We start from the raw sequence: 26,069 nt of genomic DNA, 5'->3' as shown, positions 1-26,069 counted from the left end.
CACAAAATGAATAGTTTAGAACTGACAATGGTCATTGCCGTAGTACAAGAAATGTTAGCGTGGACATTTTACCCACTCTTGGTTTTAGCCGTGATTCTGACCGTTGCCCTAGTTATGTTACTGGTTAAAGAAAAAGGCCTCCATATCAAAAGGTTAGTGCAGGCGGAAGTGGTCGGCTTCATCGGTGGATTTATCGGGGTCGGCGTACTGTTTTGGCTGACACAATCCGGTTTGTCCGACATCGGTGCCCCTATTGATGCTTTTGCCCTACTCGGCACTTATGCGGTCAATTTCTTCGGCTTCGCCATTCTGTTTTACACCATAAAAGGCTGGCTATTTAGAGATGCCAAATAGGCTAAGAAGGCACAATGTTAAATGAAATAAATCCGCCACAAACGGCGGAAAGCCCGGCAAGCGGTCAAAAATTGGCAAATTTTCCCGTCGCACTGTTTGCCAGTGTGATGGGGCTGACCGGGCTGACGATCGCTTGGTATAAAGGACACGAAGTCTTAGGCTTGCCAAGCCTTGTTAGCGACGCTTTACGCTATCTCGCCAGTTTGGTTTGGCTAGTCCTGACAATGATTTATCTGTTTAAAGGGTTACACTTTCCACAACAGGTAAAGGCAGACAGTTTACACCCGGTCAAAATGAATTTTTTAACGGCGATTTCAATCGGTTTGCTCTTGCTCTCGGTGGCGTGGAAGCCGGCTTCCGTCACAGTTTCACAAAGTTTGTGGACAGTAGGGATCGTCTTGCACTTAGGTTTTACCCTCTTTGTCATCGACCGTTGGATTTTCAAAACCCAGTTTAAATTACCGCAAATTACCCCTGCGTGGTTTATTCCTGTGGTGGGCAATATTATCGTGCCGGTGGTGGGTGTGCATTATGCCCCAAGCGATGTGAACTGGTTCTTTTTCAGCATCGGTTTTCTGTTTTGGATCGTGTTGCTGACTATCGTGCTGTATCGAATGTTTTTTGCCGATCCGTTACCGACAAAATTAAATCCGACACTGTTTGTATTGATTGCACCACCGGCAATCGGCTTTATCAGCTACACCAAATTGGTTGGCGAACTCGCCCCGTTCGGACAAATCCTGTATTTCTTTGCGATGTTCTGGACGCTGTTTTTAGCCTTAAAAGTACGATTATTTTTAAGTACACCGTTTTTCCTTTCAGCCTGGGGCTACTCATTCCCACTGACGGCATTTACCATTGCCAGCCTTGAAATGAGCCGTTTGGCAAATGAAACTATGGCTGGTTATTACCACATTATCGGCGGTGTGATGCTGGCAATCAGCACCATTATTATTACGTATTTAACCGTGAGAACGTTACGAGAAGTGATAAAAGGTAGCGTTTTCCAACCCGACTAAATGAAACACAAGGAGCAAACTATGTTTACTGACTGGAAAGAACAAACACAAATTACCAAACAAGCTTTCGGCAAAATGGCACAAGCCCACCCGAAAATGTTGCAGGCAATGGGGGCATTAAACGGTGCTTCTGCGGCAGAAGGGTTAGATGCGAAAACTCGCGAGCTGATCGCCCTTGCCGTGGCGGTAACGACTCGTTGTGAAAGCTGTATTAGCGTTCACGCTGAAGGTGCAATCAAAGCAGGAGCCACTGACAGCGAGATTGCTGGAGCATTAGCAACCGCTATCGAAACCAACGCTGGTGCCGCTTATGCTTACGCATTAAGAGCGTTTGAAGCAGTTGAAAGCCAACGTTAAATATTAAATCTAACTACAAAATACAAGCGGTTAAATTTTGCAATTTTTTTACAAAATTTAACCGCTTGCTTTCTAAATCCCGTCGCCAAATAGCCCTTGTTCATCTTCAAAATATTGGTTCATATCAAATGCCGGTTTTTGCTCTGAAGATTTTCCAATAATTCTAGCCGGTACACCCGCTGCGGTTGCGTGATCTGGAATGGGTTGCAACACCACAGAATTAGCTCCGATTTTAGAATAACGTCCAATCTCAATATTGCCGAGAATTTTAGCTCCAGCACCAATCATTACCCCTTCTCGAATTTTAGGATGACGGTCGCCGTGTTCTTTACCTGTGCCACCAAGAGTTACACCTTGTAAAATAGATACATCATTTTCAATAACAGAGGTTTCCCCAACCACAATACCGGTCGCGTGGTCAAACATAATGCCGCAACCTACTTTGGCAGCAGGGTGAATATCAACATCGAATGCCACCGAAATTTCATTCTGCAAATAAACTGCAAGAGCTTGTCTGCCTTGATTCCACAAATAGTGAGTCACTCGGTAACTTTGTAATGCGTGGAATCCTTTTAAGTAGAGTAAGGTGGTTGTCCATTTATCTACTGCTGGATCTCGTGTGCGTACCGCGTTAATATCGCAGGCAGCACTGTGAATAATTTGCGGATCTGCTCGGTAAGCTTCTTCAATAATCTCTTTTAGAGCAATGGCCGGCATAATGGAGTTAGAAAGCTTATTTGCTAAGATATAGCTTAAAGAACCACCTAAGTGGTTATGTTTTAAAATAGTAGAATGAAAGAAACTTGCTAGCATTGGCTCACATTCAACTAATTGTTGAGCTTCTACTCGAATTTCGTGCCAAATTTTATCAACTTCTAATTTATCCATATATCCTCTTTATTCGCCTTTACGCTCACGACCTAATAATGTTGTTACCACCTCTTTTGCATTTTTTTGGCAAAAGAGCATTTGGTAAATTTGCTCTACAATAGGCATTTCAACACCCTGCTTTTGAGCTAATAAATAGGCTTCTTTCGTATTGTAAAACCCTTCTACTACTTGCCCAATTTCTTCAATCGCAGCCTGGGCTTCTTTACCTTGCCCTAAGGCTAAACCAAAGCGACGGTTACGAGATTGGTTGTCGGTACAAGTCAAGACTAAATCCCCAAGCCCAGCCATTCCGGTAAAAGTTTTTGGATCCGCCCCTAAAGAAACACCTAAGCGGCTGATTTCTGCTAACCCTCGAGTAATTAAAGCCGTTCTAGCATTTGCACCAAAGCCCATACCATCAGAAATTCCTGCGCCTATCGCAATCACATTTTTAATTGCCCCACCTAGTTGTACGCCAATAATATCGTTATTGAGGTAAACTCGAAACGCTTTCGAGCAATGGATACGTTGTTGCATTTCATCTGCAAATATTGGGTCGGTTGAGGCAAGTGAAATTGCCGTTGGTAAGCCAGCGGCCAATTCTTTAGCAAAGGTTGGCCCAGAAAGCACCGCTAGTGGATAAGATTTTCCTAAAATTTCTTCTGCAACAGTTTGTAATAATCGCCCTGTATCACGTTCTAGCCCTTTAGTTGCCCACATTATGCGATGTTCTTTTGTAAGAAAGGGCTTGATTTGAGCCAATACTTCCGAGAAAACGTGACTAGGTACAACAATCAGCAAATCTTTTGCTTGAGATAAAACAAATTCTAAATCTGGTGAAACTGTTAATGATTCAGGAAAAACAATATTAGGCAGAAAATCTTGATTCATTCTTTCTTGTGCAATCTTTGCCATTTTTTCAGGATTATGCCCCCATAAATAGGTTTTGTGTCCATTGCGAGAAAGTGCTATCGCCAATGCAGTTCCATACGAACCTGCACCTAAAACCGTAATTGGAGCAGAATATATTTCACTCATATTATCCTCAAACTAAAATTGCAAAAAATAATAAAATTCGACCGCTTATAAAAAAATAGGTATGCAATGCATACCTATTTTTATTGAAAATGCTTAGTTCGCTAAAACAGGCTCATTCTCAGTTTCTTGTTCTTGACGTTGTAAATAATCCACAAACAACGCATCAAAATTCACTGGAGAAAGATTTAATGCTGGGAATGTACCACGATTTACCAAGCTTGAAATTAGCTCTCTTGCATAAGGATAAAGTACATTAGGGCATTGAGATGCTAGGCAATGAGCTAGTTGAATGCCCTCTAGACCTTTAATAGTAAAGACGCCAGCTTGCTTAACTTCACAAATAAAAGCAACATCATTACTATCTTCTAAAGTAGTTTGCACCGTAATATGTAAAGTAACTTCGTATAAATCTTCACCTAACTCTTTTGTTTCCGTATCAAGTTCAAAACCTAATTGTGGTTTCCATTCTTGATGAAAAATAGTTGGTAAGTTTGGAGCTTCAAAAGAAACATCTTTGACATAAATACGTTGAATTTGAAGCTCAAAAGGTGCTTGAGTTTGTTCTTCTGTTGAAGCAACTTGGTTTTCTTCTGACATAAAATTTCCTTAATAGATAATTATTTATGTTTTTTTACCGTCGGCAAGCTACCTGCACGCCAACCCGCAATGCCTTCTTTTAACACATATACTTTGCTAAAACCTTGTTTCGTAATTGCCGCTGCAACACCACCTGAAATAAGACCATTAGCATCAACTAAAATAATAGGGCGATCTTTATATTTATCGATCTGCTGTGTCTTAGCAGTTTTTAAATCTGAAGGTAATGCGTGTACACTCTCAATAATATGACCTGCACGGAATTCATCATCCGAGCGTAAATCTACCACTACCCCTTCTTCTTTATTAATTAATTGTGTAGCTTGTGCATTATCTACAATTTTGTACTTCATTGTCGCTGCTTTATAGAAGCTAAAAATGACCGCTCCAAACAAAGCTACCCAAGCAAACACCATAATTGTGTGATTTGATACAAATATTTGTAATTGCTGGGCAAAAGTAAGTTGTTCCATAGCTAAATTCCCTTAAATTTAAAAATAAATAAGCGGTTATTTTTAATGAAAATTTTGCATAAATGAGATATTTATCAGGCGTAAATTCTTACTAAAAAATCACCGCTTGCAAGCGTAATAAAAGGTGAGCTTCGCCCACCTTAAACTAAGGAAATTATTGTGCTTGTTGTGCCATTACTTCGTCAAATGACATTGTTTTTTCAGTCACTTTTGCTTTTGCTAATACCGCATCAACCGCTTGTTCTTCTAATACCACATTACGGATATTTTCAGTTAGTTGTTGGTTTTTAGCGTAGTGAGCGACCACTTCAGCTGGTTGTTCGTATGCTGATGCAATATCTGCAATCATATCTTCAACACGTTTCTCATCAACTTTTAATTCGTTTGAACCGATTACTGAAGAAAGTAATAAACCAACTTGTACACGACGTTTTGCTTCAGCTTCAAATAATTCTGCTGGTAATTGTGCAGCCATATCTGGTTTACCACCAAAACGTTGAACTGCTTGTTGACGTAATACATTCACTTCTTCAGCAACTGCTGCAGATGGTACTTCAACATCATTTTGAGCAATTAAGCCATTGATTACTTGAGCTTTAACACGAGAAGTTAATGCATTTTTAAGCTCACGTTGCATATTTTTCTTAATTTCTGCACGTAAATCTTCTACTGATTTTGCATTACCGAATTTTTTAACAAACTCTTCTGTTAATTCTGGTAATTCCATCTCTTCTACTTTTTTCAAGGTAATCGCAAATTTAGCCGCTTTACCTTTTAAGTTTTCTGCGTGATATTCTTCTGGGAATGTCACATCAATATCAAATTGTTCACCAGCTTTGTGGCCTACGATACCATCTTCAAAACCAGGAATCATACGGCCTTGGCCCATAAATAATACGAAGTCTGATGCTTTACCGCCTTCAAACTCTTCACCATCTACTGAACCAACGAAGTCAATAGTTACACGATCTTCTGCTTTAGCTGCATCTGCACTTTCTTTCCAAGTTGCTTGTTGTTTGCGTAATACATCAACCATTTTATCTAAATCAGCGTCTGTAATTTCAACAACTGGTTTTTCAACTTCGATATTTTCTAACCCTTTTAATTCAACTTCTGGGAATACTTCAAATGTTGCAGAGAAGCTAAATTCTTGACCTGGTTGATAGTCATTTGGTGTAAATGTTGGACGACCTGCTAAATTGATTTTTTCAGCAATTACTGCTTCAAAAAATGCACGTTGCATTTCTTCAGATAATACATCTTGACGAGCTGCAATACCAAAGCGTTGTTCAATAATTGAGTGTGGAACTTTACCTTTACGGAAACCATCTACACGTGCATTTTTCGCATAGCCTTTTAATTGTTCTTTGTATGCTGCTTCAATTTTATCAGCTGGTACATTAATTGTTACACGGCGTTGTAAGCCTTCTAGTGTTTCGATTGAAAATGACATTCTTAAACCTCAGTTTAGGGATATAAAAAAGATACATAAATAGACGGCTATTGTATCGTTCTATCAGTATGCTGTCGAGAAGAAACTCGTTGTAATGATTAGAAAATAAAGGAAAAACACTTCAATTTGTAAATAAATAAAAAATTCATTTAATTTATACTCTAATAAGCGGTCTTTTTTATCTAAAATTTTGCAATAAAAAAGAGATACACCTTTCGGTAGATCTCTTTTTCTATAGCTGATTGCTATCAAATATAAACTAAGTAGTTCTATTATTTGATGATTTTAGCAACAACACCAGCACCTACTGTACGACCACCTTCACGAATCGCAAAACGTAAACCTTCGTCCATTGCGATTGGGTGAATTAAGCTTACTGTCATTTTGATGTTATCGCCTGGCATTACCATTTCAACGCCTTCTGGTAACTCGATTGTACCTGTTACGTCTGTTGTACGGAAGTAGAACTGTGGACGGTAACCTTTGAAGAATGGAGTGTGACGACCACCTTCTTCTTTTGATAATACGTAAACTTCTGATTCAAAGTCTGTGTGTGGTGTGATTGAACCTGGTTTCGCTAATACTTGACCACGTTCGATTTCTTCACGTTTTGTACCACGTAATAATGCACCAACGTTTTCACCCGCACGACCTTCGTCTAATAATTTACGGAACATCTCTACACCAGTTACTGTTGTTTTCGTCGTTTCTTTGATACCTACGATTTCAACTTCATCACCAGTACGGATGATACCACGCTCAACACGACCTGTTACTACTGTACCACGACCTGAAATTGAGAATACGTCTTCGATTGGTAATAAGAATGGTTTATCAATCGCACGCTCTGGCTCTGGAATGTAAGAGTCTAAGTGACCTGCTAATTCAATGATTTTTTCTTCCCACTCTGCTACGCCGTTTAACGCTTGTAACGCTGAACCACGTACGATTGGTGTATCATCACCTGGGAAGTCGTATTGAGATAGAAGTTCACGAACTTCCATTTCTACTAATTCTAATAATTCTTCGTCATCTACCATATCGCATTTGTTTAAGAATACGATAATGTAAGGAACACCTACTTGGCGACCTAATAAGATGTGCTCACGAGTTTGTGGCATTGGACCATCTGTTGCTGCTACTACTAAGATAGCACCGTCCATTTGTGCCGCACCTGTGATCATGTTTTTAACATAGTCCGCGTGTCCTGGGCAGTCAACGTGTGCGTAGTGACGAGTTGGAGTATCATATTCAACGTGTGAAGTATTGATAGTAATACCACGCGCTTTTTCTTCTGGTGCATTATCGATTTGGTCGAATGCACGAGCAGCACCACCGTAGTGTTTTGCTAATACAGTTGTAATTGCTGCTGTTAAAGTTGTTTTACCATGGTCAACGTGACCGATTGTACCCACGTTTACGTGGGGTTTTGTACGTTCAAATTTTTCTTTAGACACTTTAATATCTTCCTAAAAAATGAGCCACAACCCTATTGCTATGGCTCAGGTTAAACATATTATTTTCTACGAGCTTCAATAATAGCATCAGCAACATTTTTCGGTGCTTCAGCATATTTTAAAGGTTCCATTGAGTATGATGCACGACCTTGAGTTTGTGAACGTAAGTCTGTTGCATAACCAAACATCTCTGAAAGTGGAACTTCAGCATTGATTTTAACAACGAACTCGTTCGCTTCTTGGCCATTTACCATTGCACGACGACGGCTTAAGTCACCGATTACGTCACCCACGTAGTCTGGTGGAGTTTCCACTTCAACTTTCATAATAGGCTCTAAAAGAACTGGGTTTGCTTTACCAAACGCAGATTTAAATGCGATTGACGCAGCAAGTTTAAATGCCAATTCTGATGAGTCAACATCGTGGTATGAACCGAAGTGTAAACGTACACCTAAGTCTACTACAGGGTAACCTGCTAACGGACCAGATTTAAGCTGTTCTTGGATACCTTTATCAACCGCAGGGATATATTCACCAGGGATTACACCACCTTTGATTTCATTAACGAACTCGTAACCAGGACCTTCTGGGTCTAATGGGTATAAGTCGATAACAACGTGACCATATTGACCACGACCACCAGATTGTTTTGCGTGTTTACCTTCAACATCTTTAACTGTTGTACGGATAGTTTCACGGTAAGATACTTGCGGTTTACCGATGTTAGCTTCTACTTTGAACTCACGTTTCATACGGTCAACGATGATATCTAAGTGTAACTCACCCATACCAGAGATGATTGTTTCGCCAGATTCTTCATCTGTGTGAACACGGAATGAAGGGTCTTCTTGTGCTAAACGACCTAATGCTAAGCCCATTTTCTCTTGGTCAGCTTTAGTTTTTGGTTCTACCGCAACAGAGATTACTGGCTCTGGGAATTCCATACGCTCAAGAATGATTGGTGCATCTAATGCACATAATGTATCACCTGTACCAACATCTTTTAGGCCGATTGCTGCAGCGATATCGCCCGCACGAACTTCTTTGATCTCTTCACGTTTGTTTGCGTGCATCTGTACGATACGACCAAAACGTTCACGTTTTTGTTTTACAGAGTTATAAACTGTATCACCAGAATTGATAACACCTGAATACACACGGAAGAATGTTAAGTTACCAACGAATGGGTCAGTTGCAATTTTAAATGCAAGAGCTGAGAATGGCTCATCATCGTTTGCGTGACGCTCACCTTCAGTTTCGTCTTCGTTAATACCTTTGATTGCTGGGATATCTGTTGGTGCTGGTAAGTAATCAATTACTGCGTCAAGCATTGCTTGGACACCTTTGTTTTTGAATGCAGAACCACAACATACAGGAATTACTTCACCTGCTAATACACGCTGACGTAATGCACCTTTGATTTCTTCTTCTGTTAATTCTTCACCTGAGAAGAATTTTTCCATTAATTCTTCAGAAGCTTCAGCTGCAGCTTCAACTAATAATGCACGACGCTCTTCACAAGCATCTAACATATCAGCAGGGATATCTTCATAAGTGAAGCTCATACCTTGATCTGCTTCATTCCAGTTGATTGCTTTCATTTTGATTAAATCAACTACACCTTTGAAGCTATCTTCTGCACCGATAGGAAGTTGTAATGCTACTGAGTTGCCACCTAAACGAGTTTTGATTTGATCAACAACACGTAGGAAGTTAGCACCAGTACGGTCCATTTTGTTTACGAACGCAATACGTGGTACTTTATATTTGTTAGCTTGACGCCATACAGTTTCAGATTGTGGTTGAACACCACCTACTGCACAGTAAACCATTACCGCACCATCAAGAACACGCATTGAACGTTCTACTTCGATAGTAAAGTCCACGTGTCCCGGAGTATCGATAACGTTAATACGGTGTTGTGGGTACTGTTTTGACATACCTGACCAGAATGCAGTTGTTGCAGCAGAAGTGATTGTAATACCACGTTCTTGCTCCTGTTCCATCCAGTCCATTGTTGCCGCACCATCGTGAACTTCACCTAACTTGTGACTAACACCTGTATAGAAAAGGATACGTTCAGAGGTCGTTGTTTTACCCGCGTCGATATGCGCACTGATACCAATATTACGGTATCTTTCAATAGGGGTTGTACGAGCCATTTAATTATTACCTTTTTGGGTTTAAATTGAAATTCTTTATAAGGGTAAGGCTTCACCACAAATTGAGATGAAGCCTTGAATAAGCTTACTTAAACGATTACCAACGGAAGTGAGCAAACGCTTTGTTAGCTTCAGCCATACGGTGAACATCTTCACGTTTTTTCACTGCTGAGCCTTTGTTGTCTGCTGCATCTGATAATTCGTTAGCTAAACGTAATGCCATTGATTTGTCACCACGTTTGCGAGCTGCTTCTACAATCCAACGCATTGCTAATGCATTACGACGAGTTGGGCGAACTTCTACTGGTACTTGGTAAGTAGAACCACCAACACGACGAGATTTAACCTCAACTGTTGGACGTACGTTATCTAATGCGATTTCGAATGCTTCTAACGCTTCTTTACCAGAACGTTGTGCTAAAGCATCTAATGCACCGTAAACGATTTTTTCTGCAGTAGATTTTTTACCATCTACCATTAACACGTTAATAAATTTTGCAAGTAATTCTGAACCGAACTTCGGATCTGGAAGAATTTTGCGTGGTTCAATACTACGACGACGTGGCATTGGAAATTTCTCCGTATATTAAATCTTCAGGATATCCAAAACTCATCTAATCTGCCTAAGGCATATTGACTGGAGTTTATGGTTTAAATATTAAAATTTAGACGTTTGGCCTTACTCAACGGAGAACCATTAAGCTTTAGGACGTTTAACGCCGTATTTAGAACGACCTTGTTTACGATCTTTAACGCCTGCACAGTCAAGTGCACCACGTACAGTATGGTAACGAACACCCGGTAAGTCTTTAACACGACCGCCACGGATTAATACAACACTGTGTTCTTGAAGGTTATGACCTTCACCACCGATGTATGAAGTTACTTCAAAGCCATTTGTTAAACGAATACGACATACTTTACGTAATGCTGAGTTCGGTTTTTTAGGTGTAGTAGTGTATACACGAGTACACACGCCACGTTTCTGCGGGCAAGCCTCTAATGCAGGAACGTTGCTTTTTACAACCTTTTTCACACGCGGTTTGCGTACTAATTGGTTGATAGTTGCCATTAAAAAAGCTCCAGTTAAAATTATTAAAAATAAAATTAAAAAATATCCTTTCACTCGAAAGGACGACAAATTCTAAATTGAAGACGAATAAAAGTCAAGCATTAGCCCAAATGACAAGCGATTATTTATTGATCACCTCAAATAATTTCTGTAATACCTGAGTTGGTAAAATATTATCCATACTCTCTGCAGACAAATAGTATTGTTGTTTACCATAAGCACCTATTAGTCCGGGATCTGTTGCACCATATAAAATAATATTTGGCTTATCTAATGCAGCCGTTAAATGACTTAATCCTGTATCTACAGATACGACTGCTTTCGCCCCCTGAATTTGCTCGGCTACTTGCGTTAAATTCATTTTAGGTAACACGACAACATTAGCTGCTGCTTTGGCTAGACGTTCAGCCCTCTCTTTTTCACTTTGCGTCCCCCAAGGAAGCCTAACTTCAATATTTTCTTTAGCTAGAGATTGAATTACTTCCGCCCAATAACTCTCTTTCCAGTGTTTATCCGCTCGTGTTGTGGCGTGAATTAGCATAATGTAAGCGGTTTTTTTTTGCTGATCTTTTGCAAAATGATGAGCAATCCCATATTCGCCTTGGGCATTAGATAATACATATCTCAAAGATTTCGCACATAATTTACGAATACGTTCCACTGCGTGTTGTTGGTAAGGAATATCGAAAGTTTCATTATAAAACAAGCTACTTAATCCCTCTCTAGCTGAATTTTTATCGTAGCCAAATTTTTTACCTTTCGCTTGCCGTGTCACTAAAACAGCACTTTTGAGGAGCCCTTGAGCATCAATAACCGCATCGTACTCTTTGTTTTTTAAGCTTTGTAGAAAATTCTGCCACTCAACCCAAGTCTGACGTTTACATAAATTTTTCCGCCAACGACGAATCGCAACAGGAATCACTTGATTAACCGCAGAATGCCAAGTTGGAATTTCCGCAAAATTTTCTTCCACCACCCAATCAACTTCGAGATCAGGAATGGCATTTTGCATATCAGTTAAGGCTGGCAGGGTGTGTAACACATCACCCATTGAGGAGGTTTTTACGATAAGAATCTTCATATTTTGAGAACAAACAAGCGGTCAGTTTTCGCTAATTTTTGCAAAATCTAACCGCTTGTATTATTAGGCTAATAACTCGTTAAGTTTTTCCATTACCATTTCAGGCTGAATATCAATCAAGCTTTGATGATAGCCATCTGCTCCATCGCCTTTGCGGATCTTGATTAATCCACCTTCAATTAGGCGAATAATCACGGCTTTATTAGATAATGGTGGGGTATATTGTGGGCTTGTTGGCCCATATAAAGCCACTAGGGGCTTGTTTAATGCTGCGGCTATATGCATTAAGCCAGAATCATTACTTACAACGGCTTTACAATCTGCAATTAAATCAACCGCTTGGTTTAAATCGGTTTGCCCTGCAAGATTTAAGCAATAACGTTGCAATTCCTCTGGTAAAGAAAGACGAATTTGCTCACCAGCCTCTTCATCTTTTTTCGAGCCAAACAAACGCACGGAGTAACCTTGCTCTATCAGCATTTTAGCAAGCGTTGCATAATGATAATGTGGCCAACGCTTAGCAGGACCAAACTCTGCACCTGGGCAAAAGCCGATTGCTGGGCGGTTTTCTGCATAGCTTAATTGCTTTTCAAATTTTGCTTTCGTTTGTTCAATTTCTTGAAGTTGTGTGGCTAAATAAGGGTAAGCAATCGGCAAATTTTTTGCTGATGGAATAGCCCCTTGTTCAAAAGCGAGTGCCACATAGCGTTGTACCATCATTGGGTAATCATTTTTATTGCTACGCAGATCATTTAAGAAAAAGTAGCGACTTTCACCTTTCCAACCACGTCGTTTAGCAATTTTTGCAAATAGTGGAATAAAAGCAGATTTAAGTGAATTTGGTAATACAATCGCCATATCATATTGGTTGCGTAACGATTTTCCTAACTGATAACGCTCGCCAAGTCGAAAAGCTCCGTGTCCGATAGGCATTGAAATTGCATTTCGTACTTCAGGCATACGGGCAAGTAACGGGCGGCACCAATCTGGCGCCATTACATCAATTTGGCAATTTGGATATTGCACCTTTAATTGTTGATATAATGCGTGTGACATCATCATATCCCCAACCCAAGATGGCCCAATAACTAAAATATTCATTTACAAAATTCTCAAAATTTTAAACCGCTTGCTATTGCTTCACGCAATTTGCTGCCAATGTTTTTTTGGTATTATTTGACAAAAATGCCTTTCCATTACGCATTTCGTGCCAAGTCCAACGTATATTGGTATATTTTCTACCATCTTTAGTGACTGCGGAAGAAAGCTGGTGTGAAGTGCCTTGAAAACTTACTATGACCGTTTCTTTTTTACCTGCAGGAGACTTTTTCTGCCGTTCCACTTCAACCTTTTTACCGTTATTACAACGATATAAAGTAATCTCTGATGTATGCTCTACACGCTTAGTTACAAACTGAGTAACTTCTTTATCTTTATTTGCTTTTTGTATTTGTTGAATTTGATCAACCGGTGTAACTCTTGGAGTACAAGCACTGATGCATACTATTGCAGATAGTAAATATATAGGTTTATATTGTTTGAGAAATAAATCCATCTGTATTCTCCTTTTAAATTTTAAAAAAGAGCAACGTTTAGGCATTGCTCTTTAGTAATTTATCTTTATTTAAAAGTATAGTTACCATTTGCTTGGCGAGTGAAGGTTCCGCCTGAGCCGATACTCATTTCAACCACTCGATTATTCTTATCTAAACGAACAGTAATACGCTCACCCACTTTTAAATTACTTACAATATTATTGACTTTACTCATTGCATTCACATCTGCGATATTTAAATTATTATCACGGAATACTTGCATTAATGAGACACCTTTCGGCACAGTCATTGTTTTTGTCGCAGTTGTTGCACTAGCTGCTGTAGAAGTTGCTCTCGCACTTTCTGTTCTTGCTGGTGCTTTTTCTTGTACTGGTTTTGTTGCTACTTTAGCTGTTTCTCTTTGAGGTGTTACTCGCTCTACTTTTGGTTGAGGCTGAGGCTTCGCAGTAGCTACTTCAGGCTGATAAACTACACTACCTTGTGTTTGGGGTTTAGTCACAGGTTGCACGGCTACTTGATTAGCAGATGGTTTCGCCGTATTTGCTTCTACGCTAGCCGAAGCTTGATTCACACTCTCTTGTCCAGCTTGATTTTCTGCTTGCACTGGTCCTTGCTGAGCTTGTTGATTAATTTTAGCTTCTTGTTGCTGTTGTAACTCTTTTGCTGCTTCTTGTTCCGCACGTGCTTGTTCTTCTGCACGTTTTGCTTCTTCCTCATCTACAGGGCGGAATTCAATCGGTAAGCTACTTCCTTGCTGAGATTGCAATTCTTCTACTGTTTCTGGTGTTTTTGGTTTTAATAAAAAGAAAACGACTAATAATGCTAATGCAATAAGAGCAACTAATAATAAACGACGAGTTTTAGGTGGCATTTTAGATTTAATTGCTTCGTTTACACTTAAAGTAGCTGCTGTGGCAGTAGCCGCAACGCCTGCCGCAATATTATTTGGGATCACACGCTCAGTTGTAAAACCCTGATTAACCGTCGGTTCTGAGGCAACAACCTCTACAGTTTCATTTACGTTCGCCTCATCTTTAGTTGCAGATGAAACTAACTCATCTGAACTAACAATATTTGCCGATGTAGCGGCCTCTGCACTAGGTGTAAATTGAAATCCTTTTGCTGATTCAACAGGTTCTGTTGTAGCAGTTTCAGTTGTTTTATCTGATTGTTCCATCATTGGGGTAAATGTGTATCCTGGAGATTGTGTTGAATGTAAAGACATATGTGCCTTTTCATTATTTGCTTCTGGTTGTGTTGTATTAGTTGATACATTTTCTTCTGTAGTTGAAGCATCACCAAAAACAGGTTCTTTACGAAAATTATTTTGAGTCATTTTAATTCCAAAAAGTAGAGGGTTAATTAATACAAAAGTTGCGGTTATTTTAAAACATTTCTAACAATTCATCACTTGGATTTAAATAAATTTACGCAAATAGCGGTCATTTTTTCTTAATTTTTGACAAATTTCATTAATTTCACTCATTTTCAGACAAAACTCAAGGCAATAAGTTTGTTCTTTTTCTATTTTTTCGATCTGCATCGAAAAACTAATTTTTGCTTATTGCAGCACAATTCATTCAACTTTACTCTGCCCTCACCGTTCATTCATACAAGGAAATATTATGAAACCATTAAAAACTCTTTCTCTATCACTATTATTAGGTTTAAGCACTTATGTGTTTGCAGAACAAGCTCAAGTTACACCAGAACCAACAACCGTTGCACCACAAGTTACTGCACAAATAAGTGTGCCATCAAACAAAGTAAATATTAATACCGCCAGTGCAGCTGAGTTACAAGATAAACTCGTAGGAATAGGAGAAAAGAAAGCTCAGTCCATAGTGGACTACCGAGCCAAAAACGGAAATTTCACAAGTATCGAACAACTTGCTGAGGTTTCAGGTATTGGGCAAGCTATTTTAGAAAAAAATCGAAATAATCTTATTTTAGAATAAAGCCAGAATTTGTTGAGGTGGTAAAACGACAAAGGCTCTATCTGTTTTTTCTTTGTCGCCACTTCAACATCTTTACCATTTATTTTTATGTATTTTGCATTGTATTTGCTATACTTCGCCCTCATTTAGAAACAAGATCACGTTTTTAATTAACAAAGGACATTACAATGCAATTAAAATCATACCCTACTCCAACTTACTTACAACGAGTAAAAATCGCTCTGCACTACCTATTACCACAACTTGCTATCACACGTGCAGCAGGATGGTTAGCAGAACAAAAATGGGGAGCGGTAACTCATTTCATTATTAAATTATTTGCAAAACAATATAAAGTGAATCTTGATGAAGCAGCAAAAACAGAACCATCTGATTACGCAAGCTTTAATGAATTTTTTATTCGCGAACTAAAAGAAAATGCTCGTCCAATTAATCAAGAACAAAATACCCTTTGCTTACCAGCTGATGGTAAAGTGAGTGAATCAGGCAAAATTTCAGCTAATCGTTTATTGCAAGCGAAAGGGCATTTTTTCACATTAGAAACCTTGCTTGCCAACGACCAGGAAATGGCAGAAAAATTCCAAGACGGTAGTTTTATTACCACTTATTTATCGCCAACAGATTATCACCGAGTGCATATGCCTTGTGATGCGACCTTACGCAAAATGATTTATGTACCTGGCGAGCTATTTTCCGTAAACCCATTTTTAGCAGAACACGTACCCAATTTATTTGCCCGCAATGAACGTGTTATCTGTGAATTTGAAACAGAATTCGGGCCTATGGTACAAATTTTAGTTGGTGCAACAGTCACCGCAAGTATGAGTACAGTTTGGGCTGGTGTTATTAATCCACCTCGCTCTAAGGAAGTTGTGGTTTGGAATTATGAAACTGAAGGCGAAAAAGCAATTAAATTACAAAAAGGTGAAGAAATGGGGGCTTTCCGTTTAGGTTCAACGGTGATTAACCTATTCCCGAAAGATAAGGTGTTTTTATCGCCAGAATTAACTGCTGGCAACAAAACCAGAATGGGTGAAGAGTTAGGAAAACTTATTTAATCTTTATTATAAATCTGCACTTACAGGGTGCAGATTTTTTTATAACTAAATCATCTACCTCATTCCAACAAACTAAAGTTTACAATTTCACTCAGCCTTTTATTTGTGTTATTGTTTTAGTGTATTTAATCCATTCAAAAGGATAGATAATGAAATTACAACAACTTATCCGAGAAAATCATTTAGGATTGCTATTTCAACAAGGGAATTTTGGCTTAGAAAAAGAGAGCCAACGTGTTGATATTAATGGCAATATTGTTACTACTCCTCACCCAGTTGTGTTTGGTAATCGCTCATACCACCCTTATATTCAAACCGATTTTGCCGAAAGCCAATTAGAACTTATCACTCCGCCTAACACAAAATTAGAAGATAGCTTCCGTTGGTTATCTGCGATTCACGAAGTAGTATTACGCTCATTACCTGAAGAGGAGTATCTCTTCCCACTTAGTATGCCAGCAGGTCTTCCGCCTGAGGGGCAAATTCAAGAAGCCCAATTTGATAACCCTGATGATGTGCAATATCGTAAACATCTCTCCGCTCAATATGGCAAATATAAGCAAATGGTAAGTGGAATACACTATAATTTCCAACTTTCACCTGAATTTATCGAAAAAGCCTTTGCTCTGCAAAATGAATATCACGAGCTAAAATCCTTCCAAAACGCACTTTATATGAAGTTAGCGAATAACTTTTTGCGTTATCAATGGATTTTACTCTACTTACTTGCCGCCACACCAACAGTGGAATCGCAATATTTTGGCAAAAAACAACCGCTTGCAGAGGGGCAATTAGTGCGTAGTTTACGTTCCAGCCCTTATGGTTATGTCAATTCAGACGATGTTATTGTGAATCACGATAGTTTAGAAAGCTATGTAGCAAGCCTTGAGGAACACGTTGCACAAGGGAGATTAATTGCAGAGAAAGAGTTCTATTCTAACGTTCGCTTGCGTGGTGGCAAAAAAGCTCGAGATCTATTAGAAAAAGGCATTCAATATGCGGAATTTCGTCTATTCGATTTAAACCCTTTTGCTCCGTACGGTATTGAATTAAAAGATGCAAAATTTATTCATACATTCTTGCTAGGAATGCTATGGCTTGAGGAAACAAGCGGTCAAAAAGAGGTCGAAATTGGCAAACAAAAACTCTATCAAGTCGCATTAGAAGATCCAAGAACCGAAACTGCTTTCCAAGCCGAGGGTGAAACAATTTTAAATCATCTTTTAACAATGCTTGAAGAATTGGGTGCATCACAAGAACTAAAAGATGTTGTACAAGAAAAACTGACTCAACTTACCGACCCTACACAAACCTTAAATGGACGTTTAATTCAAGCTATTGAGGAATTTGGTAGCTATAAAGCATTAGGTGCGAAACTTGCACAAGATTATAAAGCTCAAGCCTTTGAGCGTTTTTATGCTCTTTCTGCGTTTGATAATATGGAGCTTTCTACCCAAGCACTATTCTTTGATTTGATCCAGCAAGGTATTAAAATTGAATTGTTAGATGAAAACGATCAATTCCTAGCCCTTAAATTTGGCGATCATTTGGAATATGTGAAAAATGGCAATATGACCAGCCACGATCAATATATTTCGCCATTGATTATGGAAAACAAAGTCGTTACCAAAAAAGTGCTAGCAAAAGCAGGATTTAATGTGCCAAAAAGTGTGGAGTTTACTCGCCTTGAAGAAGCTGTCGCTCATTATCCATTATTTGAAGGCAAAGCGGTGGTGATTAAACCTAAATCAACTAACTATGGCTTAGGCATTACCATTTTCCAGCAAGGGGTCAATAATCGAGAAGATTTTGCAAAAGCGATTGAAATTGCTTTCCGTGAAGATAAAGAGGTAATGGTTGAAGATTACTTAGTTGGTACGGAATATCGTTTCTTTGTACTAGGTAATAAAACTCTTGCGGTGTTATTGCGAGTGCCTGCAAATGTAATTGGTGATGGTATCAGCACAGTAAAAGAGTTAGTGGAACGTAAAAACGATCACCCTCTACGTGGCGATGGATCTCGCACACCATTGAAAAAAATCGCTTTAGGGGAAATTGAACAACTACAACTCAAAGAGCAAGGTTTGAGCATAAATTCTGTCCCAGCAAAAGATCAGCTAGTTCAGTTACGTGCAAATTCTAACATCAGTACAGGTGGTGATTCTATTGATATGACCGACCAAATGCACGAAAGCTACAAACAGCTTGCTGTTGGCATTGCTCACGCAATGGGAGCAAAAGTATGTGGTGTAGATCTTATTATTCAAGATCTTAACCAACCTGCTGAACCAACGCTCAACTCCTGGGGTGTGATTGAAGCAAATTTCAACCCAATGATGATGATGCATATTTTCCCATATCAAGGAAAATCTCGCCGTTTAACCAAAGCAGTAATTAATATGTTATTTCCTGAAATAACTAACTGATAGCTTCTCTTTAAGCTATGGACTTGTTGATGTTATAAATAAAAATCAGCAAGTCCTACATACCTTATTCAAGCATAATTATTTCCATTTTCCCCACTTCTCACACAATAAATTCACCTCCAAATGAAGAAGGCTTTCTTTTTCACTCTACCACTAGCAGATGTGTTAATAAAACGTTGTAAAATAACATCTATTTTGTTGTATTTAAGACAAAATATTAAATTATTTGTGATTTAGATCACAGTTTTATAATTAATTTATTGTTTAAAATAATTATCATAATAAAATCCGCTCTAGAATAAATTCAAAATACCTCTAAAGGAGTAAAGTATGAGTATTGCTATTATCATAGCAACCCACGGTATTGCTGCAGAACAACTTCTCAAAACCACTGAGATGTTGATAGGGGAACAAGAAGATGTTGCTTATATCGATTTTGTTCCCGGTGAAAATGCCGAAACAATTATGGGGAAATATCAGGCACTTGTTGAAGGTCCATTATCTCACTGTGATCAAGTGCTATTTCTTGTTGATATGTGGGGAGGCAGCCCATTTAATGCCGCAAACCGATTCCAAGATGGTAAAACAGGAATGGATGTCGTTGCAGGGGTAAATATTCCTATGTTGGTCAATACCTGTATGGCTCGTGATGATGTTGAGTCGTTACAAGAATTAGTTGAAGTTGCACTAGAGGCTGGTTCTACAGGTATTCGTTCTCTTAATCATCAAATTGAAGTAGCTGAAGTTGCAACATCAGCACCAACACAAGAAGTAGCGACGACTCAGCAGCCAGAAATTGTCGATGATGGTCGTAGAATGACTATCGTACTTGCTCGTATTGATGATCGTTTAATTCACGGTCAGGTAGCAACAGTTTGGACAAAAGAAAGCAAAGTAAATCGCATTATTGTCGTAAATGAAGGTGTCGCAAAAGATAGCGTTCGTTCAACAATGTTAAAGAGTGTTGCACCATTAGGCGTAACTGCTCACGTGGTTGATGTTCCTAAGATGATTCGAGTTTATAACAACCCTGAATATGCAGATGACAGAGTAATGTTACTCTTTACTAATCCTACTGATGTTTTAGAGCTTATTGAAGGTGGTGTGCCACTAAATAGTATTAATATTGGTGGTATCTCTCATAAAGAAGGCAAACAAATGGTGAGCCACGCAGTTGCAGTCGATCAAAAAGATATTGATGCTTTTAAAGGGATTGATGCAAAAGGCGTTGAATTAGAAGTTCGCAAAGTCTCAAGCGATAGCCGTCAATATATGATGGATTTATTGAAAAAACACAACTTAATCTAAAGGAAAGAAATATGGAAATCTCAGTATTACAAATTGTACTTTTATTTCTCGTTGCCTGTATTTCAGGTATGGGCTCAATTCTTGATGAATGGCAAACACACCGCCCACTTATTGCTTGTACAATGATTGGCTTAGTTTTAGGTGATGTCACAACAGGTGTTATTGTTGGCGGTTCACTAGAATTATTAGCTTTAGGCTGGATGAACATCGGTGCGGCTGTAGCTCCTGACGCGGCACTTGCTTCTATCGTATCAACTATTTTAGTTATTGTTGGTCGTCAAGATATTTCAACTGGTATCGCGATTGCGATTCCACTTGCAGCTGCAGGTCAGGTATTAACCTATATTGTGCGAGCAATTACCGTTGGTTTCCAACACGCTGCAGATAAATCTATTGAAGACGGTAACTTAAACCGCTTAGACTGGCTACATCGTGGTGCTTTATTACTACAAGCAATGCGTATTGCAATTCCAGCATTAATTGTTGCTTTAACTGCAGGAACAGATGCCGTGCAAACAATGCTAAATGCTATTCCAGAAGTAGTCACAACAGGTCTTAAAATTGCAGGTGGATTTATTGCCGTTGTCGGTTATGCAATGGTTATCAATATGATGCGTGCAGGCCATTTAATGCCATTTTTCTTCGCAGGTTTTGTGATTGCAGGTTTTACCGATTTCAACCTTGTAGCACTTGGTGTATTAGGCACAATCATTGCAATGGTTTACATCCATATGCACCCTAAATATAACAAAAGCCAACAAGTTGTAGTCGCTGCAGCACCAAAAAATGATTTAGATAACCGTTTAGACTAATGAGGGCATTTAAAATGACAACTGAAATCAAAAAAGTAACAAAAAGTGATTTGAATGCCGTTGTACGTCGTTCAAACTTATTCCAAGGTTCGTGGAACTTCGAACGTATGCAGGCTCTTGGCTTTGCTTATGCAATGGTTCCTGTTATTAAACGTTTATATCCAGATCCGAATGACCCAGGTCGTAAAGCTGCAATTAAACGCCATTCTGAATTCTTCAATACACAACCATTCGTTGGGGCACCCATTTTAGGTGTAACTATTGCGATGGAAGAAGAGCGTGCAAACGGTAAAGAAATTGACGATGCAGCAATTAATGGTATTAAAGTCGGTTTAATGGGGCCATTAGCAGGTGTAGGTGACCCAATTTTCTGGGGAACTGTTCGCCCAGTATTTGCAGCACTTGGTGCCGGATTAGCCCTAAATGGAAATCTTTTAGGTCCTATCCTCTTCTTCGTATTATTTAACCTTGTGCGTTTAGCTAGCCGTTATTATGGTGTTGTGTATGGCTATAAAAAAGGTTTAGATGTTGTACAAGATATGAGCGGTGGCTTACTCCAAAAATTAACTGAAGGTGCATCGATCTTAGGTTTATTTATTATGGGGGCTTTAGTCCAAAAATGGACAAGTATCAATGTTCCGCTTGTGCTTTCTACCATTCAAAAACAAGACGGCACAACTGAAATTACTACTGTACAAAGTATTTTAGATAGCCTAATGCCAGGTTTATTACCATTGCTATTAACATTCGCTTGTATGTGGTTACTACGCAATCGTGTTAATGCCATCTGGATTATCTTAGGTTTCTTTGTAATCGGTATTTTAGGTGCGGCAACAGGTGCACTAGCGTAATTTGCAAAATTTTATCATAATTAAGCCGCTTGTATTGTGAATCACATAACAAGCGGTTTTTTTATAGCCCACATTACATTTGAGTATTATGACAAATATTATCCTGCTTATTTTTCTTTTTCTCGGCTTTTTATTTGCGATTTATGACCAAGTCATTATGAATAAACTAAAAGGCGAAACCAAACTAAACATCCCCCTTAAAAAACAAAAAGGCATAGACACTTGGCTATTGCTTGGGCTAATTAGTTTAAGCTTTATCTATGGTGTACAAAACAAAGCGGCCCCTTTTACCCTCTATTTGCTCGCAACTTGTATTATATTGGCAATTTATTTAGCCTTTTTACGTACGCCTCGTTTACTATTCAAAAAAGAGGGATTTTTCTTCGCTAATCTCTATTTTAAATATAGCAATATTTATCAAGTAAATATTGCCGAACTACCGCCAAATAACCCAAAAACAAAAAATAATTCACTGAATACCAATGAAAAAATCTTAGTTATTGACTTACAAGGTGGAAGACGGCTGCTTGCCTATATTACAAATGATGAGGACATTCAAAAAGCTGTTGATTTTTTTGGCAGTTATAAAGATACGCAAAATACAAAGAGCCAATAATGCAACAAGCGGTTATTTTTGGCTTAAAATTTGCAAAATTTCAAACAAAAATAACCGCTTGCAAAAAAATCTAAGAAATTACGCTTTCGCTTTTTCCGCTGCTTTAACAATGACTGCAAAAGCTTGTGCTTTAAGTGAAGCTCCGCCCACTAATGCACCGTCGATATCTGGCTGTGTGAATAACTCTGCAGCGTTTGCATCGTTTACTGAGCCACCGTATTGAATAATCACTTGATCTGCAACCGCTTGTGATTTTTTCGCAATATGGCCACGAATAAATGCGTGAACCGCTTGTGCTTGTGCAGGAGTGGCTGATTTACCCGTACCGATTGCCCAAATTGGCTCGTAAGCGATAACGGCATCGTTAAAGGCTTCAACACCTAATGCATCAATTACTGCATCAATTTGACGAGCACAAACTTCTTCCGTTTTACCCGCTTCATTTTCTGCTTCAGATTCGCCAATACATAACACTGGTACTAATCCTGCATCTTTTAATGTTTTGAATTTTTGAGCGATAAACTCATCACTTTCTTTGTGGTAAGTACGACGCTCTGAGTGGCCGATAATAATGTATTTAGCACCAAACTCTTTTAACATTTCTGGTGAAATATCGCCTGTGAAAGCACCTTTTACATTCACATCAACATTTTGAGCACCTAATGCAATTAAGCCTTTTTCATCACAACCACAGCCGCAACCTGCAAGTGATGCTTCTGCGTGTGCTAAGTACATTACCGGCGGAGCGATTGCCACATCACAACCTTTAACATCGTGTAATTCTGCTTTTAAATCTGCAATTAGCGTTTTTGTAAATGCTTTGTCACCGTTTAATTTCCAGTTACCCATTACAAGTGGACGACGTGCCATTTGATTTCTCCTATAAAATTGAATGTAAGATAAACTGTTGCGAACTATACCAAATTTTAAATATCTTTTGTTGTTTTTATTTCGCTTTTTCTGATCTAGATCGAATGCTTTCACGTATAATCTGCAAAATTATTCTTATTTAACTTAGAGATGGTTATGCAACTAAATTATTTATACTCAGCCCCCACGGAAATAGGACGTTTAAAAGCAGAATTTGAAGACTTTATCGTGCGTGAAGAATTAGGCTATGATTTAGCCGGCGAAGGTGAATTTGTAGCGGTTAAAATCCGTAAAACCAATGCCAATACTCTTTTTGTCGGCGAAAAATTAGCAAAATTTGCCGGCATTTCCGAACGTAATATGAGTTATGCAGGCTTAAAAGACCGCCACGCAGTAACAGAGCAATGGTTTTGCTTACATTTAGCCGGCAAAGAAACTCCTGATTTTTCAAATTTTGAATGCGAAGGTGTCGAAATTTTAGAAGTCACTCGCCATAACCGTAAAATTCGAGTCGGCTCATTAGCAGGCAATCATTTTGAATTATTATTGCGTGATGTAAAAGAGAGTGATGATCTCAATAATCGCCTAACCCAACTACAAGCGGCCGGATTTCCTAATTATTTTACCGAACAACGTTTCGGACGAGATGGGCATAATCTCACTCAAGCTCTACGCTGGGCAAGCGGTGAAATTCAAGTCAAAGATCGCAAAAAACGCAGTTTTTACTTATCCGCAGCTCGTAGCGAAGTTTTTAATTTAGTGGTCTCTCAACGTATTGCTGATGGCACAATTCAGCAAATTATTGAAAATGATTACGTGCAACTTGCTGGCACAAATAGTTTTTTCTGCGTAAATGCAGATGAAATTAGTGAAACTCAATCTCGCCTAGTAAGTGGTGATGTGCTATTAACGGCTCCACTAATTGGCGAAAAATCCCTAGAAACGGAATGTAATTCTGCGGAAAAAGCGATTATTGAACAACACGCAACATTAGTTGAATTAATGAAAAAAGAGCGAATGAATAATGCTCGCCGAGCAATGTTATGCAAACCGCAAAATCTTAAATGGCAGTTTGAAGAGAAAGGGCTACGTTTAACTTTCTTTTTAGATTCAGGCAGTTATGCCACAGGGCTAGTGCGTGAATTAATTCAAATTGCGGAAGAAACTGTATAAAGAATGGGTTTAGTCCCTCCATTCCTAAAATTTGCAAAATTTTGGGAAAATCTTACCGCTTTTTACGCATTTGGGCTAAAAAAATTGTCGAAAAATTGTTAGAATTACAAACTTTGCGTTTAATCGCTATTCAGATCTTAGATCTAAAGGAAAATATGAGAATTTTAATTAGTAACGATGATGGCTTTCACGCCCCTGGCATTCAGGTTTTAAGTAAAGTACTGCGTGATGCAGGGCATATTGTAACCATCATCGCCCCAGATCGTAACCGCAGTGCAGCCTCAAGTTGTTTAACATTGGTTGACCCGTTAAGAGTGCATTGTTTCGATCAATATAACTATGCGGTGATCGCAGGAACGCCAGCAGACTGCGTTCACTTAGCCTTAAACGGTTTATTTGACGATAAGTTTGATTTAGTCGTTTCAGGTATTAATCACGGTGCGAATTTAGGCGATGACGTGGTTTATTCAGGAACTGTTGCTGCCGCACTAGAAGGTCGCCATTTACCGCAGCCAGGTATTGCCGTCTCTTTAGTTGGCCGTAAACACTCTTCATTTTTAGAAGGCGAATGCTACTTTGATACTGCGGCACAAGTGGTTCTTGATTTATTAGAAAAAATGCAGAATGAGCCATTCCCTGCAAACCAAGTCTTGAATGTCAATGTGCCTAATATTCCTTATACAGAATTAAAAGGTACAATGATCACTCGCCTTGGTATGCGTTCTCCTGCGGCAGAAATTGTTAAGCAAAAAGATCCTCGTGGTTCCGATGTTTATTGGATTGGGGTAACGGGGAACCCTATCGATGAAGGTTATGGTACTGATTTTTATGCGTTAAATCGGGATTGTGTGTCGATAACACCTATTCAAGTCGATATGACTGCACATAAAACAATTTCAACCTTGAAAGGTATTTTTGATGAAACTGTTTGAGAAAATTTATGACAAAACTATGGAATGGTCAAAGCATCGCTTGGCGGCATTTTGGCTAAGTTTTGTCAGTTTTATTGAGTCGATTTTCTTCCCGATTCCGCCCGATGTGATGCTGATTCCAATGTCAATGGCAAAACCACAGAATGCATTTAAGTATGCACTTTATACAACGATTGCTTCTGTACTTGGTGGTATTATTGGTTATTTTATCGGCTTCTATGCATTTGATTGGGTACAAGGTGTTATCAGTAACTGGGGAATGCAAGCAAACTTCGATAAAGCCCGCTCTTGGTTTGAAACTTGGGGCATTGCCGTTGTTTTTCTAGCTGGATTTTCACCGATTCCCTATAAAGTATTTACTATTTGTGCCGGTGTAATGCAAATGGCATTTTTCCCATTTATCATTACAGCAGGTATTTCACGTTTTGCGAGATTTCTTTTAGTCGCAAAACTGTCTGCGTGGGGCGGTAAAAAATATGAGGAAAAAATTCGTCGCTCTATTGAATTAATCGGTTGGGGAACAATCGTTTTAGCCGTTGTTGCCTATATCATTTACACATTAATGAAATAAATTTT

Annotated in this window: 27 protein-coding genes; 13 read left to right on the top strand and 14 right to left on the bottom strand. The window is 38.9% G+C overall.

All coding sequences use genetic code 11. The features are described from left to right. Positions 1–6: 6 nt before the first annotated feature. Genes PTQ27_RS03245 through PTQ27_RS03235 form a run of 3 tightly spaced genes read left to right on the top strand, consistent with a single transcriptional unit; the run spans position 7 to position 1,730 of the window. Entirely contained in the window at positions 7–354 is a 348-nt protein-coding gene (locus PTQ27_RS03245) for a DUF5368 family protein (protein WP_273749261.1), read from the top strand. 14 nt (positions 355–368) lie between these two features. After that, positions 369–1,373, top strand: a complete 1,005-nt coding sequence (locus tag PTQ27_RS03240; RefSeq protein ID WP_273749260.1) for an SLAC1 anion channel family protein — start codon at positions 369–371, stop codon at positions 1,371–1,373. Between the two features lie 21 nt (positions 1,374–1,394). After that, positions 1,395–1,730, top strand: coding sequence for a carboxymuconolactone decarboxylase family protein (locus PTQ27_RS03235; RefSeq protein ID WP_273749259.1), 336 nt, complete (start codon positions 1,395–1,397; stop codon positions 1,728–1,730). A 72-nt stretch (positions 1,731–1,802) separates the two neighbouring features. Here the strand turns inward: PTQ27_RS03235 and cysE are convergent, their stop codons facing one another. The 13 genes from cysE to PTQ27_RS03170 form a co-directional block, all read right to left on the bottom strand. Further along, positions 1,803–2,618: a serine O-acetyltransferase gene (cysE, locus tag PTQ27_RS03230; protein WP_273749258.1), complete on the bottom strand. Its 816-nt coding sequence runs from the start codon at positions 2,616–2,618 to the stop codon at positions 1,803–1,805. Between the two features lie 9 nt (positions 2,619–2,627). Further along, entirely contained in the window at positions 2,628–3,638 is a 1,011-nt protein-coding gene (gene gpsA, locus PTQ27_RS03225) for an NAD(P)H-dependent glycerol-3-phosphate dehydrogenase (protein WP_273749257.1), read from the bottom strand. A 93-nt stretch (positions 3,639–3,731) separates the two neighbouring features. Beyond that, the gene (gene secB, locus PTQ27_RS03220; RefSeq protein ID WP_273749256.1) at positions 3,732–4,235 is read right to left on the bottom strand and encodes a protein-export chaperone SecB; all 504 of its coding nucleotides are present in this window, start codon (positions 4,233–4,235) and stop codon (positions 3,732–3,734) included. Between the two features lie 20 nt (positions 4,236–4,255). Further along, positions 4,256–4,708, bottom strand: coding sequence for a rhodanese-like domain-containing protein (locus tag PTQ27_RS03215; RefSeq protein WP_273749255.1), 453 nt, complete (start codon positions 4,706–4,708; stop codon positions 4,256–4,258). Between the two features lie 154 nt (positions 4,709–4,862). After that, positions 4,863–6,161, bottom strand: coding sequence for a trigger factor (tig, locus tag PTQ27_RS03210; RefSeq protein WP_273749254.1), 1,299 nt, complete (start codon positions 6,159–6,161; stop codon positions 4,863–4,865). A gap of 272 nt (positions 6,162–6,433) precedes the next feature. Next, the gene (tuf, locus tag PTQ27_RS03205) at positions 6,434–7,618 is read right to left on the bottom strand and encodes an elongation factor Tu (protein ID WP_273771105.1); all 1,185 of its coding nucleotides are present in this window, start codon (positions 7,616–7,618) and stop codon (positions 6,434–6,436) included. A 59-nt stretch (positions 7,619–7,677) separates the two neighbouring features. After that, on the bottom strand, positions 7,678–9,780 hold the full coding sequence (fusA, locus tag PTQ27_RS03200; RefSeq protein WP_273749477.1) for an elongation factor G: 2,103 nt from the start codon (positions 9,778–9,780) through the stop codon (positions 7,678–7,680). Positions 9,781–9,877: 97 nt separating this feature from the next. Beyond that, entirely contained in the window at positions 9,878–10,348 is a 471-nt protein-coding gene (rpsG, locus tag PTQ27_RS03195; RefSeq protein ID WP_273749478.1) for a 30S ribosomal protein S7, read from the bottom strand. 129 nt (positions 10,349–10,477) lie between these two features. Next, entirely contained in the window at positions 10,478–10,852 is a 375-nt protein-coding gene (gene rpsL, locus PTQ27_RS03190; protein ID WP_005543325.1) for a 30S ribosomal protein S12, read from the bottom strand. Between the two features lie 121 nt (positions 10,853–10,973). Continuing rightward, positions 10,974–11,933 carry a lipopolysaccharide heptosyltransferase RfaC gene (rfaC, locus tag PTQ27_RS03185; RefSeq protein WP_273749485.1) on the bottom strand — a complete coding sequence of 320 codons (960 nt, stop codon included), beginning with the start codon at positions 11,931–11,933 and terminating at the stop codon, positions 10,974–10,976. 63 nt (positions 11,934–11,996) lie between these two features. Further along, positions 11,997–13,034, bottom strand: a complete 1,038-nt coding sequence (gene waaF, locus PTQ27_RS03180; protein ID WP_273749486.1) for a lipopolysaccharide heptosyltransferase II — start codon at positions 13,032–13,034, stop codon at positions 11,997–11,999. A gap of 31 nt (positions 13,035–13,065) precedes the next feature. Then, positions 13,066–13,488, bottom strand: a complete 423-nt coding sequence (locus PTQ27_RS03175) for an MliC family protein (protein ID WP_273749487.1) — start codon at positions 13,486–13,488, stop codon at positions 13,066–13,068. 65 nt (positions 13,489–13,553) lie between these two features. Continuing rightward, positions 13,554–14,825: a LysM-like peptidoglycan-binding domain-containing protein gene (locus tag PTQ27_RS03170; protein ID WP_273749488.1), complete on the bottom strand. Its 1,272-nt coding sequence runs from the start codon at positions 14,823–14,825 to the stop codon at positions 13,554–13,556. A gap of 289 nt (positions 14,826–15,114) precedes the next feature. On the opposite strand from PTQ27_RS03170, the gene PTQ27_RS03165 reads away from it, so the two are divergent. The 7 genes from PTQ27_RS03165 to PTQ27_RS03135 all read left to right on the top strand — a co-directional run bounded on the left by PTQ27_RS03165 (position 15,115) and on the right by PTQ27_RS03135 (position 22,518). Further along, entirely contained in the window at positions 15,115–15,447 is a 333-nt protein-coding gene (locus PTQ27_RS03165; protein ID WP_273749489.1) for a ComEA family DNA-binding protein, read from the top strand. Between the two features lie 167 nt (positions 15,448–15,614). Further along, entirely contained in the window at positions 15,615–16,505 is an 891-nt protein-coding gene (gene asd, locus PTQ27_RS03160; RefSeq protein ID WP_273749490.1) for an archaetidylserine decarboxylase, read from the top strand. Between the two features lie 149 nt (positions 16,506–16,654). Continuing rightward, positions 16,655–18,931: a bifunctional glutamate--cysteine ligase GshA/glutathione synthetase GshB gene (gene gshAB / locus PTQ27_RS03155; protein ID WP_273749491.1), complete on the top strand. Its 2,277-nt coding sequence runs from the start codon at positions 16,655–16,657 to the stop codon at positions 18,929–18,931. 330 nt (positions 18,932–19,261) lie between these two features. After that, positions 19,262–20,239 carry a PTS mannose transporter subunit IIAB gene (gene manX / locus PTQ27_RS03150; RefSeq protein ID WP_273749492.1) on the top strand — a complete coding sequence of 326 codons (978 nt, stop codon included), beginning with the start codon at positions 19,262–19,264 and terminating at the stop codon, positions 20,237–20,239. 11 nt (positions 20,240–20,250) lie between these two features. Next, positions 20,251–21,051 (top strand): PTS mannose/fructose/sorbose transporter subunit IIC, encoded by an 801-nt coding sequence (locus PTQ27_RS03145; protein ID WP_273749493.1) that lies wholly within the window; start codon positions 20,251–20,253, stop codon positions 21,049–21,051. A 14-nt stretch (positions 21,052–21,065) separates the two neighbouring features. After that, complete coding sequence (locus PTQ27_RS03140) at positions 21,066–21,902, top strand: PTS mannose transporter subunit IID (protein WP_273749494.1); 837 nt, start codon at positions 21,066–21,068, stop codon at positions 21,900–21,902. Positions 21,903–21,990: 88 nt separating this feature from the next. After that, complete coding sequence (locus PTQ27_RS03135) at positions 21,991–22,518, top strand: DUF986 family protein (RefSeq protein ID WP_273749495.1); 528 nt, start codon at positions 21,991–21,993, stop codon at positions 22,516–22,518. A gap of 78 nt (positions 22,519–22,596) precedes the next feature. Here PTQ27_RS03135 and tpiA read toward each other — a convergent pair whose 3' ends face one another. Then, positions 22,597–23,388, bottom strand: coding sequence for a triose-phosphate isomerase (gene tpiA / locus PTQ27_RS03130; RefSeq protein ID WP_273749496.1), 792 nt, complete (start codon positions 23,386–23,388; stop codon positions 22,597–22,599). A gap of 156 nt (positions 23,389–23,544) precedes the next feature. Between tpiA and truD the strand changes: the two genes are divergently transcribed. The 3 genes from truD (at position 23,545) to PTQ27_RS03115 (ending at position 26,064) form a co-directional block, all read left to right on the top strand. Continuing rightward, on the top strand, positions 23,545–24,561 hold the full coding sequence (gene truD / locus PTQ27_RS03125; protein WP_273749497.1) for a tRNA pseudouridine(13) synthase TruD: 1,017 nt from the start codon (positions 23,545–23,547) through the stop codon (positions 24,559–24,561). A 155-nt stretch (positions 24,562–24,716) separates the two neighbouring features. Beyond that, positions 24,717–25,493: a 5'/3'-nucleotidase SurE gene (gene surE, locus PTQ27_RS03120; RefSeq protein ID WP_273749498.1), complete on the top strand. Its 777-nt coding sequence runs from the start codon at positions 24,717–24,719 to the stop codon at positions 25,491–25,493. Next, positions 25,480–26,064, top strand: coding sequence for a YqaA family protein (locus tag PTQ27_RS03115; protein ID WP_273749499.1), 585 nt, complete (start codon positions 25,480–25,482; stop codon positions 26,062–26,064). Before surE ends, PTQ27_RS03115 begins: the two co-directional genes overlap by 14 nt. The last annotated feature ends 5 nt before the right edge of the window (positions 26,065–26,069 follow it).

Origin of the sequence: Mannheimia cairinae (assembly GCF_028649535.1) — a bacterium.
Classification (GTDB): Bacteria; Pseudomonadota; Gammaproteobacteria; order Enterobacterales; family Pasteurellaceae; genus Mannheimia; species Mannheimia cairinae.
This window is presented reverse-complemented; position numbering and strand designations above follow the sequence as displayed.

What these genes read in the sequence shown, in the direction of transcription:
- cysE (WP_273749258.1), bottom strand. Translation starts at nt 2,618, where the DNA reads ATGGATAAATTAGAAGTTGATAAAATTTGGCACGAAATTCGAGTAGAA.
- PTQ27_RS03145 (WP_273749493.1), top strand. Translation starts at nt 20,251, where the DNA reads ATGGAAATCTCAGTATTACAAATTGTACTTTTATTTCTCGTTGCCTGT.
- PTQ27_RS03235 (WP_273749259.1), top strand. Translation starts at nt 1,395, where the DNA reads ATGTTTACTGACTGGAAAGAACAAACACAAATTACCAAACAAGCTTTC.
- manX (WP_273749492.1), top strand. Translation starts at nt 19,262, where the DNA reads ATGAGTATTGCTATTATCATAGCAACCCACGGTATTGCTGCAGAACAA.
- fusA (WP_273749477.1), bottom strand. Translation starts at nt 9,780, where the DNA reads ATGGCTCGTACAACCCCTATTGAAAGATACCGTAATATTGGTATCAGT.
- PTQ27_RS03140 (WP_273749494.1), top strand. Translation starts at nt 21,066, where the DNA reads ATGACAACTGAAATCAAAAAAGTAACAAAAAGTGATTTGAATGCCGTT.
- PTQ27_RS03175 (WP_273749487.1), bottom strand. Translation starts at nt 13,488, where the DNA reads ATGGATTTATTTCTCAAACAATATAAACCTATATATTTACTATCTGCA.
- rpsG (WP_273749478.1), bottom strand. Translation starts at nt 10,348, where the DNA reads ATGCCACGTCGTCGTAGTATTGAACCACGCAAAATTCTTCCAGATCCG.
- gpsA (WP_273749257.1), bottom strand. Translation starts at nt 3,638, where the DNA reads ATGAGTGAAATATATTCTGCTCCAATTACGGTTTTAGGTGCAGGTTCG.
- tpiA (WP_273749496.1), bottom strand. Translation starts at nt 23,388, where the DNA reads ATGGCACGTCGTCCACTTGTAATGGGTAACTGGAAATTAAACGGTGAC.
- PTQ27_RS03215 (WP_273749255.1), bottom strand. Translation starts at nt 4,708, where the DNA reads ATGGAACAACTTACTTTTGCCCAGCAATTACAAATATTTGTATCAAAT.
- PTQ27_RS03165 (WP_273749489.1), top strand. Translation starts at nt 15,115, where the DNA reads ATGAAACCATTAAAAACTCTTTCTCTATCACTATTATTAGGTTTAAGC.
- PTQ27_RS03115 (WP_273749499.1), top strand. Translation starts at nt 25,480, where the DNA reads ATGAAACTGTTTGAGAAAATTTATGACAAAACTATGGAATGGTCAAAG.
- surE (WP_273749498.1), top strand. Translation starts at nt 24,717, where the DNA reads ATGAGAATTTTAATTAGTAACGATGATGGCTTTCACGCCCCTGGCATT.
- PTQ27_RS03135 (WP_273749495.1), top strand. Translation starts at nt 21,991, where the DNA reads ATGACAAATATTATCCTGCTTATTTTTCTTTTTCTCGGCTTTTTATTT.
- PTQ27_RS03240 (WP_273749260.1), top strand. Translation starts at nt 369, where the DNA reads ATGTTAAATGAAATAAATCCGCCACAAACGGCGGAAAGCCCGGCAAGC.
- waaF (WP_273749486.1), bottom strand. Translation starts at nt 13,034, where the DNA reads ATGAATATTTTAGTTATTGGGCCATCTTGGGTTGGGGATATGATGATG.
- rfaC (WP_273749485.1), bottom strand. Translation starts at nt 11,933, where the DNA reads ATGAAGATTCTTATCGTAAAAACCTCCTCAATGGGTGATGTGTTACAC.
- PTQ27_RS03245 (WP_273749261.1), top strand. Translation starts at nt 7, where the DNA reads ATGAATAGTTTAGAACTGACAATGGTCATTGCCGTAGTACAAGAAATG.
- tig (WP_273749254.1), bottom strand. Translation starts at nt 6,161, where the DNA reads ATGTCATTTTCAATCGAAACACTAGAAGGCTTACAACGCCGTGTAACA.
- truD (WP_273749497.1), top strand. Translation starts at nt 23,545, where the DNA reads ATGCAACTAAATTATTTATACTCAGCCCCCACGGAAATAGGACGTTTA.
- gshAB (WP_273749491.1), top strand. Translation starts at nt 16,655, where the DNA reads ATGAAATTACAACAACTTATCCGAGAAAATCATTTAGGATTGCTATTT.
- PTQ27_RS03170 (WP_273749488.1), bottom strand. Translation starts at nt 14,825, where the DNA reads ATGACTCAAAATAATTTTCGTAAAGAACCTGTTTTTGGTGATGCTTCA.
- rpsL (WP_005543325.1), bottom strand. Translation starts at nt 10,852, where the DNA reads ATGGCAACTATCAACCAATTAGTACGCAAACCGCGTGTGAAAAAGGTT.
- asd (WP_273749490.1), top strand. Translation starts at nt 15,615, where the DNA reads ATGCAATTAAAATCATACCCTACTCCAACTTACTTACAACGAGTAAAA.
- secB (WP_273749256.1), bottom strand. Translation starts at nt 4,235, where the DNA reads ATGTCAGAAGAAAACCAAGTTGCTTCAACAGAAGAACAAACTCAAGCA.